15 protein-coding genes are annotated in these 11568 nt (G+C 65.8%); 8 read left to right on the forward strand and 7 right to left on the reverse strand.

What is annotated here, in order from left to right:
- Positions 1 to 120: 120 nt before the first annotated feature.
- Together WBB14_RS21915 and WBB14_RS21920 are read left to right on the forward strand one after the other, a co-directional pair.
- Positions 121 to 672 carry an OmpA family protein gene (locus WBB14_RS21915; RefSeq protein ID WP_332013568.1) on the forward strand — a complete coding sequence of 184 codons (552 nt, stop codon included), beginning with the start codon at positions 121 to 123 and terminating at the stop codon, positions 670 to 672.
- Between the two features lie 109 nt (positions 673 to 781).
- Positions 782 to 1213: a hypothetical protein gene (locus WBB14_RS21920; RefSeq protein WP_424241699.1), complete on the forward strand. Its 432-nt coding sequence runs from the start codon at positions 782 to 784 to the stop codon at positions 1211 to 1213.
- Positions 1214 to 1248: 35 nt separating this feature from the next.
- Here WBB14_RS21920 and WBB14_RS21925 read toward each other — a convergent pair whose 3' ends face one another.
- The 3 genes from WBB14_RS21925 to WBB14_RS21935 form a co-directional block, all read right to left on the reverse strand.
- Complete coding sequence (locus WBB14_RS21925) at positions 1249 to 2211, reverse strand: OmpA/MotB family protein (RefSeq protein ID WP_424241700.1); 963 nt, start codon at positions 2209 to 2211, stop codon at positions 1249 to 1251.
- Positions 2208 to 3098: a motility protein A gene (locus WBB14_RS21930; protein ID WP_013394229.1), complete on the reverse strand. Its 891-nt coding sequence runs from the start codon at positions 3096 to 3098 to the stop codon at positions 2208 to 2210. Before WBB14_RS21930 ends, WBB14_RS21925 begins: the two co-directional genes overlap by 4 nt.
- A gap of 225 nt (positions 3099 to 3323) precedes the next feature.
- Positions 3324 to 3887, reverse strand: a complete 564-nt coding sequence (locus WBB14_RS21935) for a GNAT family N-acetyltransferase (protein ID WP_424241701.1) — start codon at positions 3885 to 3887, stop codon at positions 3324 to 3326.
- Positions 3888 to 3989: 102 nt separating this feature from the next.
- On the opposite strand from WBB14_RS21935, the gene WBB14_RS21940 reads away from it, so the two are divergent.
- The gene (locus WBB14_RS21940; protein WP_424241702.1) at positions 3990 to 5735 is read left to right on the forward strand and encodes an NYN domain-containing protein; all 1746 of its coding nucleotides are present in this window, start codon (positions 3990 to 3992) and stop codon (positions 5733 to 5735) included.
- A 26-nt stretch (positions 5736 to 5761) separates the two neighbouring features.
- Here WBB14_RS21940 and WBB14_RS21945 read toward each other — a convergent pair whose 3' ends face one another.
- Positions 5762 to 6556, reverse strand: a complete 795-nt coding sequence (locus WBB14_RS21945; RefSeq protein WP_424241703.1) for an AraC family transcriptional regulator — start codon at positions 6554 to 6556, stop codon at positions 5762 to 5764.
- Positions 6557 to 6652: 96 nt separating this feature from the next.
- Here WBB14_RS21945 and WBB14_RS21950 point away from each other — a divergent pair, with 96 nt between their 5' ends.
- From WBB14_RS21950 to WBB14_RS21960, 3 genes are all read left to right on the forward strand, one after another.
- A complete protein-coding gene (locus WBB14_RS21950) occupies positions 6653 to 6919 on the forward strand; it encodes a hypothetical protein (RefSeq protein ID WP_424241704.1) in 267 nt (88 codons plus the stop codon).
- Between the two features lie 93 nt (positions 6920 to 7012).
- Complete coding sequence (locus tag WBB14_RS21955) at positions 7013 to 7519, forward strand: DUF523 domain-containing protein (protein ID WP_424241705.1); 507 nt, start codon at positions 7013 to 7015, stop codon at positions 7517 to 7519.
- Positions 7509 to 7826, forward strand: a complete 318-nt coding sequence (locus WBB14_RS21960) for a hypothetical protein (protein ID WP_424241706.1) — start codon at positions 7509 to 7511, stop codon at positions 7824 to 7826. The genes WBB14_RS21955 and WBB14_RS21960 overlap by 11 nt, the downstream gene beginning before the upstream one ends.
- A 62-nt stretch (positions 7827 to 7888) precedes the next feature.
- Here the strand turns inward: WBB14_RS21960 and WBB14_RS21965 are convergent, their stop codons facing one another.
- Both WBB14_RS21965 and WBB14_RS21970 read right to left on the reverse strand, forming a co-directional pair.
- Positions 7889 to 8860, reverse strand: coding sequence for a Bug family tripartite tricarboxylate transporter substrate binding protein (locus WBB14_RS21965; protein WP_424241707.1), 972 nt, complete (start codon positions 8858 to 8860; stop codon positions 7889 to 7891).
- A gap of 128 nt (positions 8861 to 8988) precedes the next feature.
- Complete coding sequence (locus tag WBB14_RS21970; protein WP_424241708.1) at positions 8989 to 9567, reverse strand: hypothetical protein; 579 nt, start codon at positions 9565 to 9567, stop codon at positions 8989 to 8991.
- A gap of 241 nt (positions 9568 to 9808) precedes the next feature.
- On the opposite strand from WBB14_RS21970, the gene WBB14_RS21975 reads away from it, so the two are divergent.
- Complete coding sequence (locus WBB14_RS21975; protein ID WP_424241709.1) at positions 9809 to 10429, forward strand: TetR/AcrR family transcriptional regulator; 621 nt, start codon at positions 9809 to 9811, stop codon at positions 10427 to 10429.
- 46 nt (positions 10430 to 10475) lie between these two features.
- Here the strand turns inward: WBB14_RS21975 and WBB14_RS21980 are convergent, their stop codons facing one another.
- Entirely contained in the window at positions 10476 to 10871 is a 396-nt protein-coding gene (locus WBB14_RS21980; RefSeq protein WP_424241710.1) for a hypothetical protein, read from the reverse strand.
- Between the two features lie 111 nt (positions 10872 to 10982).
- Here WBB14_RS21980 and WBB14_RS21985 point away from each other — a divergent pair.
- On the forward strand, positions 10983 to 11568 hold a 586-nt coding region (locus WBB14_RS21985), incomplete at its 3' end, for a LysR family transcriptional regulator (RefSeq protein ID WP_424241711.1).

Consider the following 11568-nt stretch of genomic DNA (forward strand, 5'->3'; position numbering starts at 1 on the left):
TGCCGGCTCTCATTTTGTGAGACTTGCAGAGATCGGTCCTGTCTTGCGAACCCAATATTACATTCGGCGGAACGAGCCGACCGCTCGCGCTGCCGTTTTACAACATCGGCGGAGAGAAATATGAAGCCAGGCAAACTTGCTGTAGTGGCGTGCTTAATGCTGGCAGTCTCGGGCTGCGTCACCAAAAAGACGTATGACAAAGAGGCCCAGATGGCAGCTGAGTATGCGGCCCTCAACCAAAAGCTCACTACCGAGTTGAGCGGTGATCGGGCGCAAATCACTCAACTGCAAAATGAACTCAAGGTGACGATGGTCAACGAGATCCTTTTTCCGGAAGGCGGCTGGAGACTTAGTCCGAAAGGTGAACAGACTCTCGCAAAGATTGCTCCTACACTTTCCAATCTGCCGGGGCAGCAAGTCGTTGTGCAGGGATTCACCGATAACGAACCGATCGGCCCGGAGCTGAGATCGCATTTCCCTTCCAATCTCGAACTGTCATCGGCAAGAGCGGACAACGTCGCGCGTTTCCTGACCTCGAAGGGAGTCCCGTCGAATTCCATTTCGGCGCAAGGCTTTGGTGAAGCTCGTCCCGTGGCGAGCAACTCGACGCCTCAAGGCAAGGCGCAGAACCGGCGTGTCGAGATCGTGATTACGTCGGCCGGACGTCCGTAGCCCATTTCTTGCCCGTCGGAACGCGCTCCTGAACGGGGCCTGGGATTGTTCCGGATTTGAATGCTGGGGGAATTCTCTGATCGAATGATCCAGGCCCGGGAGGCACGGCATGATTTGGGAAGATGATTGGCTTTGGGGTTTGCCATTATTCGTCGCAACTATCGTCATGCACGTCACCGCATTCATGACCATGTCCAGGATTCTGGCTGCTGCGCCGTCCCACTGGGGCCAAAGCAAGATCCTGTTTGGCTTATCGGTTGCAATCTTTGCATTGTTTGCGGCGGTCCTCCATGCTTTCGAGGCATTTGCGTGGGCTTTGCTCTATGTGCACATAGGCGCCGTCCATAGTCTTTCCGAAGCAATGCTCTATTCGCTGGAAGCCATAACCAGTTATGGGCATGCGCCGGCGTTCCTGCCGCTGCATTGGCAGCTCGTCGGCGCCATTGAGGCGGTGAACGGACTCATTTTGTTTGGCCTCACCACTGCATTCTTCTTTGCAGCGATCCAGAACGACCGACCAAGAATCTCAAGAACGCGGTAGCGCATCTTCTGGGCTTCGCGGTGGCCGTTCGATTGCTAGCCTTGGCTGGGCCGGCTTGCCGGCGTAGCGGGCGCCGCACCCTGCGCCGCCTTCTGCGGTGCCGCGATATCCATGATGAGTTCCACACGCCGGTTGGCTGCCCGGCCGGCCTGGGTGTCGTTGGACTCGATGGGCCGGGTCTCGGCATAGCCGACCGCGCGCAGGCGCTGGGCCGATACGCCGTCGCGGACCAGTTCGCGCAGCACGCTGGTGGCGCGGCTGCTGGACAGCTCCCAGTTGGACGCGAATTGCCGGGTTTGGATGGGCACGGGGTCGCTATGGCCTTCGACCGAGACCTGGTACTCGTTCTTGTTGAGAATGGCGGCCAGGCGCTTGATCACGTCCAGGCCGGTGGGGCTTAGGGTCGCCTGGCCGGAAGGGAACAACAGTTCATTGCTGATGCGGAAGCTGACGGACTGTTCGTTGATGATCACGTCCACCGATTTTCCCAGGTCGCCCAGGCCCAGCGATTCCTTGGAGGGCGCGCGCAACGGCGGGGCCGATTCGGCGACGACCTCGCCTTCCTGGGCGGGCTGCGCCGTGGCTGTAACTGCGGCTACGGCGACCGCCGGGGTCTCGGCGTGCGCCCAGCTAGCTGGAATATGCACGGCATCGAATTCGGAGTACTCGCCGTCGTAGGCGGGCAGGCCGCTTTCGGCCAGCGTGCCGACCAGCTCAACGGGTTGTTCCGATTGGCCGAAGGCGCCACCGTGCAACCGCGTGAGCGCCAGCAGCACGACCAGCATAGCCAGCAGCAGGGTGATAAGGTCCAGATAGCTGAGCAGCCAGTTCTCCGAGTCCTGTTCGACGGTTTCTTCGACGTGCCAGCGGGCGTAGCGGTCCTTGCGGTCGCTCTTGCTGGGACGCCAGCCGCCATTGGCCGCCGCTTTCTCGGCGCGCATCTGGATCTGGCGGGCCTGTTCGATCCGCTGCGCCAGGGTGGGGGAAATCAGGCTCATTGGCGCGCAGCGGCAGGGCGGGCGATGGAGACGGGCTGGGTTGCGGGCTTGGCAGCGGACTTGGCCTGGCCTTCCGTCTTGGCCTGCGCGGCGGCCTGGGGTTTGGCGTCCGCGCCGCCGTCATAGATCTCGTCCTCGACGTGCATGACAAAGGAATTCAGGGTTTCGCGCACGACCGCGGGGCCGCGCTTCTCGCACATCATGGCGATGCCCTGCAGCACCATGTTCATGGATTCGACGCGCCTTGCGGTGCGCCGTTCCAGCTTGAGCGCGATGGGCTTGCAGACCAGGTTGGCCAGCAGGATGCCGTAGAAGGTAGTCATCAGGCCGATCGCCAACTGCTGGCCGATCATCTGCATGCTGCCGTCGCCCAGCACCGACATCAGGTTGATCAGGCCCACCAGGGTACCCAGCATGCCGAAGGCGGGGGCGAAGGTGGCCATGACCCGGAACATCTGGGCTTCGGCCTGTTCGCGGGCGCGCAGCCGCGCCACGCGCCATTGCAGCAGTTCGATGATCTGGTCTTCGGGCGTGTTGTCGATGATCAGCTGCACGCCGGTGCGCAGGAAGGGATTGCTGACCTTCTTGAGTTCCTGCTCGACCTTGCGCACGTCGGTGTTCATCCACAGCTGGGCCATGGACACCAGTTCTTCGATGTCGCGCTGCTGGTCGTGCTGGTCGTTGCGGAAGACGGTGCGCACCAGCTTGAAGACGCGCAGCACTTCGGACAGCGGGTAGGCGATGAACACGGCGGCCGCGGTGCCGCCCAGCACGATGGCCAGCCCGGGCAGGTTGATGTACATGCCGGGGTCGGTGGCGGCCAGGGCCACGACGATAACCAGGGTAAGCAGGCCGACGGCGGCGCCGATGACGGTAGACGGATTCATGGATCTTGCCCGATAAACATAGGCATTCCATGCGCGGAATGCCGGATTTTCGGGAATTCTAGCCATGACGGGCCTGGGTCAATCGGCCGGAAAACGGGGCGAAAAGGGCGGTAAGCGGCGGCTTGGACCGGTTATCGGGCGGACGTTCTTCTGAAAATAATGGGGACGTATTGGCTCATGAAACCCCGTCGCCTGCGTCGCCGCGCTGCGGGCCTCGCGTCGGTCCTAGCGGCCTCGCCGGGCCAGCCATTCCTCGCGAGTGATCTCCCAGATTTCAGTTGTGAGGCGACCGCTGACGTAGCCTCGTTCCTCGGTGCCGACCAGGCGCATGCCGCCGCGCTCGGAGATCCTGCGCGAGGCGGCATTGACGGCGGCCTTGGGCGCGCGCAGCAGGGGCTTGTCCAGAACCTCGAACCAGTAAGCGGTGGCGGCCTCGCTGGCTTCGGTCATGTAGCCGTGTCCATGGTGGGCCGGGTCCAGCCAGAAGCCGCGGTTGTTCCAGGCATCGTCGTCCATCAGGCTGACGAGTCCGATCAGGTCGCCGGGCTCCTGGCGGGTGCGGATGGACCAGTGCCACTGTTTGCCCTGGCTCATGGCCGGAATGGCCACCTGCTCCAAGTAACTGCGCGCGCCGTCGGACGGGTAGGGCCAAGGCACCTGATCGACCAGGTAACGCACCACTTCCCACTGCGGAAACAGGCGCTGGATGGCTTCGGCATCGCCGATTTCCAGGGGCTGCAGGACGAGACGAGCGGTGGCAAGAGCCGGGAACGAGGGAGCTTCGGGCATGGTTGCTGGGCCGGGGCGCGGCGGGCGGGCGGCAGATATGTATATCATGGGCGTCATCTGGCGGCGTTTCGCCCGACAGTCGCCATCGCATTGGAGCAAAACATGAACACCCCCAACGAAAACGTCAGCATGGCGCTTTTCTGTGATTTCGAGAACGTGGCGCTGGGCGTGCGCGACACCAAATACCAGAAGTTCGACATCCGGCCAGTGCTGGAACGCCTGCTGCTCAAGGGCAGCATCGTGGTCAAGAAGGCCTATTGCGACTGGGAACGGTACAAGGAATTCAAGGCCCCCATGCACGAGGCCAATTTCGAACTGATCGAGATTCCGCACGTGCGCCAGTCCGGCAAGAATTCGGCCGACATCCGCCTGGTCGTGGACGCGCTGGACTTCTGCTACACCAAGTCCCACGTCAACACCTTCGTGATCATCAGCGGCGACTCCGATTTTTCGCCCCTGGTGTCCAAGCTGCGCGAGAACAACAAGAAAGTGATCGGCGTGGGCGTGAAGCAGTCCACCTCGGACCTGCTCATCGCTAACTGCGACGAATTTATCTTCTACGACGATTTGGCGCGCGAAGGCCAACGTGCGGCGGACGCGCGCCGCGACAACCGTGGCGGCGCCGGCGCAAGCCAGCAACGTCGCACGCCCGACGAAGAAAGCCGCCGCAAGGAAGAGCTCGAGGCTCGCAAGACCCAGGCCGTCGAAATGGTCGCCGAGACCTTCGAGGCGCTTATGGCCGAACGCGGCGACAGCGGCAAGGTCTGGGCGTCGGCTTTGAAAGATGCGCTCAAGCGCCGCCGGCCGGATTTCAACGAGTCCTACTATGGCTTTCGCGCCTTTGGCAACCTGCTGGATGAGGCGCAGTCGCGCGGTCTGCTGGAAGTGGGGCGCGAGGAAAACGCCGGCACCTATGTGTACCGCGATAGCGCCAGCGGCGCGCCAGCCGCGAATCGCGCCGCCGCCGATGGCGTTTCCCGTTCTGCTCCGGCCCGTCAGCCGGCTGCGGCGGAGGCCGGCGATGCGCAAGGCGGCGCGGCCCAGGAGGAACCCCGTTCCCGCTCCGGCCGCAAGTCGCGTGGCGGGCGCAAGTCGGGCGGCGAGGGCAGGGGAACCGGCCAGGCCGCCGAGCAGGGCGCCAGCGGCGAAAGCGCTGCGGCACCGTCCGAAGGGCCAGCGGTAGCTTCGTCCACGGAGGCTTCCGAAACCGCATCCGCAGCGCCGGCCAAGGCGCCGGCAGCAGCAGAGGATGTCGCACAAACGCCGGCAGTCACGCAAGCAAGCGCACAAGCAACCGCGCAGGCCGACGCCGCCAGGCAGGCCAAGGAGCAAGCGGAAGCCGCCAAGCTGGACGCCATGCGGGCCGACGCCCTGGCCCGGGCGCAGGAATCGAAGCCTGTCCAGCCCTCGCGCCTGCCGCCCATGCCCAAGCCCTTGCCGCAGGCGCGCCAGCCGCTGCCGGCGGTGGACATCGCCGAATGGACCTTTGCCCCACCTGCCGCGGAAAATCGCAGCCAGCCCGCGAGCAAGACGCCTGCCAAGATGTCCGACCCCTTCGAGGGCGGCGTGGCCAGGACTGCCGCCAGGGACGAGGCCAAGGCCAGCAAGCCCGTTGCGGACAAGCCGGAGGCGGAAAAGCTCGCTGCCGACAAACCCGCCGCGAAGCGGGCCACGACCAGTAGCCGCTCTGCTGCCAAGAAGACTGACGCCAAGGCCGCGCCGGCCGAGGCGGCGCCTGCTGCGGCTTCCGAGGCGCCCGCCAAGCCTGCGCGCAAGGCGGCCAGCAAGACCGCCAGCAAGACCGCTCCCCGCACGCGCCGGGCCAGCAAGACGGCCGAGGAATCCTGAGGCCCAGGCTTCGGGACTGACAGCCCCTAGCCGCCCGGGCCGCTGTAGCGGCCCGGCGTGGCGCCCAGTTCGCGCTTGAACATGGCGATGAAGGCGCTGACGTTGTCGTAGCCCAGTTCCAGCGCCACCGTGGTCACGGCGGCGCCCTCCGCCAGCATTTCCTGCGCCCGCATCAGGCGGGCGCGCTGGCGCCATGCCCCCAGGGTCAAACCGGTTTCCGCCAGGTAGTGGCGCGCCAGCGTGCGCGGCGACATGCCGATCGCTTCGGCCCATTCCTCCTGCGTCCGGACGTCCGAGGGTTGGTCCGACAGGGCCAGCGCCAGCCGCTGCAAGCGCGGCTCGCGGGGCAGCAGCAGCGCTTGGCCGGCTTGCGGCAAGCTCCTGATTTCATCCCGGATCACTTCAATGAGGCGATTGCGCGCCGGTCCCTCCGTGTCGTCGTTCCAGGACGCGGCGCGGTCCACCGCGGCCAGCAGCAGATCCGAGGCATGCAGCACGCAGGGCGCGGCGGGCAGCCCGGCGCAGGCCGCGGGACTCAGGTACGCGCTATAGCCGGCGTAGACGCCGTGCGAATAGAGTCCATGAGGCTGGTCGGGAGGAATCCAGACGGCCTGCCGCGACGCCACCACCCATTGCAGGTCGCCCGCGTAGACCGTCAGCAAGCCCCGATACGCGCCCAGCAGCTGTCCCCGCGCATGCTGGTGCATGGCGGTGTGGCGCAGCGCGCCGTCATGGCTGCGCACGGCGATCAGCCTGGGGCCGCCGCGGGCCCGGGCGCGCCCGGGGTCGAGCAAGGGACGGTTGGGAACTGAAATTGCCATTGGCAGAATTACCGTATTGAATGGCCTAAACAGCGCAGACTTGCCGCATGGGCCCGTCTATCGTACTCCTGTCTCGAATAGCAACAGGAGCTGAACATGAAGGCGGACGACATCTTGCCGGACGGTGTGGAACTAGGCGATTTCAAGGGCGTGGCGGTACGCAAGGGGACCGTGGGGGCATTCCTCGCGAACGCCCGCGTCTGCCTCGACCCGCAGGCGCCTGCCCAAGCCGTGGCCGGGGCGCGCCAGGACATCCAGGAGGCCTTGCCCGCGCTCAACGCGCTGGGCCTGTTCGAGGTGCTGCAAGTGCGCGATCCCGCGCTGCGCGCCTGGATGCGCGAGAAGGGGGCGGCCGGCTGCTGATCCCGAGGCCGGCGGGCAGCCTGGCGCCAGGCTGGGTGCTCTATCATGCATGCTTTGAATCCGGGCCTGGCAGCCCAACACGTCGGATTAGGCATGCAATACGTTCTGGTCAGTTCCTGCCTCTTGGGCAACCCCGTGCGCTACGACGGACGCGGCGCGTCCCACGATGATCCCGTGCTGACCCGGTGGCGCGACGAGGGGCGGGTGGTGGCCGTCTGTCCGGAAATGGCGGGCGGCATGCCGGTGCCGCGCCCGCCGGCCGAGATCGAGCCTGCCGCCGACGCGGCGGCGGTGCTGGCCGGCCGCGCCCGCGTCATGGCGGTGTCTGGCGAGGACGTGACCACGCCCTTCGTGCAAGGCGCGCAAGCGGCGCTGGAGGCCGCGCGCAAGCAGGGCATCGGCATCGCGGTGCTGAAGGAGGGCAGTCCTTCCTGTGGCAGCGGCTATGTGTACGACGGCCATTTCGCAGGCCGCAAGCAGCCCGGCGTGGGCGTGACGGCCGAGCTGCTGCAACGAGCCGGCTTGCGCGTCTTCAGCGAAAAGCAGTGGCAGGAAGCCCAGGCCTGTCTGGCCGGCCTGGAGGCGGCCGATGGGCGTTGATGTCGGCGACCTGCTGGTGCTGGCGGCCCTGGCAGGCTGCGCGGTCCTGGCGTGGAAGGTAGCGGTGCGCGCCGGCCGCAGCAAGGGTCTGTTGCGCGTGGCTGGCGTAGTGAGTCTGGCCTTGTCCGCGTTCTTCTTCTACGCCTGGTACGCCCAGTATCTGAGGTGGGACTTCAACGAGTTGGGCCGCTACTACGATCCGGTCGACCAGGTGGTCTACACGGATGCCGGATTCGTCTGGATCTTGCCTGCCGGCGCCTTGCTGGCTGTCGGCCTGCTGTGCGCCTGGCGGGGCTGGCGGCGCTGAACCGCCGCATCCCCGAATCCCCGAATCCCGCCGCGCGGGTTGCCGCCCTGCGGACCCTGCGCCTATTCGCTGCGGATGTTGGCCTGCTTCACGATCAGGCCGTTGTCCGCATATTCCTTCTGCACCTGGGCCGAGAACTGCTCCACCGTGCCGGGCGACATGATGTTCAGCGCGTCCGTCAGCGGCTTGCTGATGTCCGGCATGGCGGCGATCCGGTTGATCAGGCCGTTCATGCGCTTGCGGAAATCGGGGCTGGTGCTGGCCGGCGCGAAAAAGCCGAAGGTCGAAGTCATATTGGCCATGGGGTAGCCCAGTTCGGCCAAGGTCGGCGTGCCGGGCCGCCCCGGCAGCCGGGCGGGCGAGCCCACGGCCAGCAGGGCGAGCTTGCCTTCGTCGATCAGCGCGTTGACCGGGCCGGAAGCGTTGACCAGCATCAGCGTGAACTGGCCGCCGAGGGCGTCGGGCACCATCTGCGCCATGCCCTTGTAGGGCACGTGCGTGATGCGCACGCCCGCCTGGCCGTTGATCTGTTCCAGCATCAGGTGTCCCAGCGAGCCCACGCCGGCGGTGGCGAGCGACAGGCCGCCGGGATCGGCCTTGGCCTGGGCCAGCATGTCCTGGAAGGACTTGCCCGTGAACTTCGGGCCGCCCACCAGATAGACCGGCGAATACATCACGGACGCCACGGGCGCCAGATCCTTCAAGGGGTCGTACAGCGTCTTCATCACGTGCGGCGACAGCGTGACCGGGCTGACGGCGGTGAAGGCCAGGGTGTTTTCGTCATGGGCCCGCGCCACCGTGTTCATGCCTATCATGCCGCCCGCGCCGCCGCGGTTTTCCACCACCACGGGCCGGCCCAGTTCCGCCGCGAGCTTTTGCGCAAAGGCGCGCGCCGTGTTGTCGACGATGCCGCCCGCGCCATAGGGCACCACGATGGTCATGGCCTTGGCGTCGGCCTGCGCATGGGCGACGGCCGAGAATGCACAGGCCGCGCCGATGGCGCACAGCCCCGCGATCCGCTTGAGATTCAACATGCTTTCCCCTTGTCATGCCCGGCGGCCTATCCGCCGGGACGCGGCAACGGCCTTCCAATGAGGCGCGCCGGCATGCAGTGTGTGCAGGCCGGCGCGGCGGGACAAGCGGGAATACCCGGAATCGCGCTTCAGTGTGCGCGGTAGCCGCGGCTGGTCATGCAGGAATCGAGCGCGCGGTTGTAGGAGTCCACCATGACCTGGGTCGTCCATTGCGTGATGGTGGCCGGGTCGTAGCCGCTCTGGTTCATGGCCCAGCGCTGGCAGTCCACGGTGGCGCTGGCTTGGGCGCTGTTGACGGGCGGTACGGCTTCGTACTGCACCGGCTGGTATTGAGGCTGGGGCGCCGCATATACGGGCGCCGCCTCATAGACCGGCGCGTTGTAGACGGGTGCCGCGTAGACCGGCGGGCTGGTGTAGCCCACGCCCGACGAGTAGACGCCAGCCTGGGTATAGGACGGCCCGGAATCCGCCGCCAGCAGCAGGCCTATGGTGGCCAGCGCGAAGGCGCCGCCTATCCACCAGCCGTCGGAACTGCTGCCGCCGCCGCCATGGTAGTTGTGATATCCGCCATGGTATCCGCCGTGATATCCGCCGCCATGACCGCCGCCCCAATAACCGCCGCCACGCCCGCCAGCCAGGGCGGGCGCGCTTGCCACGGACAATGCCAGCGCCGCGACGATGGCCATACGGCCAGAAAACCGCTTCATGATCTTGCTCCTGATCCGCCCCGGGACCGGCGTAACGCCTGGCCCGGACCGGTACTGCTACTTTACTGCGTCGCCGTTGCCATAAAGTGTCTCAAGCGCTACGGAGATTTCAACTGATTTCAGCGGAGCGCAGGTGATGCAGCCGCGCTGCGCGGGTATGACATTGCAATGGTTGTATCTGTCCTGGAAGCCGTGGGTAAAACCAGTGGCTAAAAGCGCCGAAGGGTAGTATTTTCTCGCGATGATTACGGCACGACCTACTTCTTTACCTCAAGACAAGCGTCTCACCAAGGGTGAACGCACACGGGCTCAACTTCTGGAAGTCGCGGCGGCGGAATTCGCGGAACGCGGATTCCAGCATACCCGGATCAGCGACATCGTCGCCCGGGCCGGCGTGACCCAGCCTGTCTTCTATCAATACTTCGCCAGCAAGCAGGCGGCCTACGACGAACTGGTGGGCTTGTTCGCCCAGCGTTTGCGGCAGGCCATCGGCCAGGCACGCTTGCCCGACGATCTGCAGGGCGTTGAACTGGCCGGGCGTCTTCGCCAGAGCGTGAGCGGCCTGCTCGCCATCCTGCAGGAAGATCCCAACCTGACGCGCATAGGCTTCTTCCAGGCCGTCGAGGCCGAGGCGCTGAAGGACGAACTGGTGGCGATGATCGCTGGCAACGTCGGCGCCGAGCAGCAGGCTGGCCTGTTCCGCGAGGACGTTCCGTCCGATTGGTTCGCCCAATCGCTGATGGGCATCATTGAACGGTTCACGCGGCAGGCGCCGGATGCGGCCCGGCAATTGGTCCTGGCGGAGTTCATCACCGATCTGCTATTGGACGGGATACGCAAACGACAACGACAAGCCTCCTAGCCGGAGGCTTTTTTTGGCCTGAGGGCCTCCCAGGCCGCTCCAACGCTCAGGCCCAGGTCTCTTGCAGATGTACCCATTGCGGCTGGCCGCCGGCCTGGACCGTGAACAGGACGGTGGCGCGCCGTTGGGTGGCGCCGGCGCTCCAGGCATGGCGTTCGCGGTAGCTCAGCAAGACCGAAGCCGTGTCTGCGTGCAGCACGGCCAGCTCGTCGATATCGATCTTCAGGCCAGGGCGGGCGCCGCGCAGGCTGGTGAACAGGGCGGGCAAGGCCGCCGCGGACAGACGCTGGCCGTCGGCGGCGATCATGCTGAAGCCAGGCGCAAAGCTCTCCAGCAGGTCGGCCAATTGGCTGTCCGGGACGTCGGGCGAGCCTATCCATTGCTCGATGCGGGCATGGGCGTCGAGTGTCAGGCGCTGGCAGTGCGAGGAAAGATCGGGCATGGGATGGATTCCAGAAAGGGAGCGTCATTCTAGGAGTCCTGTTGTCTCCAAAAAATGCCCTATGAATGGATATACTGTTCGTGTTTTTTTGACAATTGATACGTGCCTTCCATGATCAACCTGAATCGTCTGGCGATGTATGCGGCGGTGGTCGAGGCCGGTTCGTTCACGGCGGCGGCCGATGCGTTGGGCACGACCAAGGCGGTGGTCAGCTTCAATATTAAGCAGCTGGAACAGGAACTGGGCGTGGCGCTGTTGACGCGCAGCACCCGGCGGCTGGCCCTGACCGAGGCGGGCGAGGGCTTTTACGGCCATTGCGCCCGCCTGCTGCGCGAGGCCGAGAGCGCGGTGGACGAGGCGCGTTCCGGGCAGACGGCCTTGTCAGGCAGCCTGCGGGTCACGGCGTCGGTGGACTACGGCAACCTGGTGGTGGCGCCCGCGCTGGCGGCGTATGCGCGCGAGCATCCTGCTCTGCGGGTCAGCTACCGCGCCGGTTCGGTGCATGCGGACCTGATCGCCGAGCGGCTCGACCTGGCCATCAGGGTGGGGGCGCTGGAAGACTCCAGCTACCGCGCCACGCGGATCGGCCAGTTCAGGCTATGGCTGGTGGCCAGCCCCGCGCTGCTGGCCCAGCACGGCGTGCTGCGCACGCCGCAGGCGCTGGCGGCGCTGCCGTGGCTGGCCAACAGGCCGGGGC

Source organism: Achromobacter sp. (assembly GCF_049647645.1).
GTDB lineage: Bacteria > Pseudomonadota > Gammaproteobacteria > Burkholderiales > Burkholderiaceae_B > Achromobacter.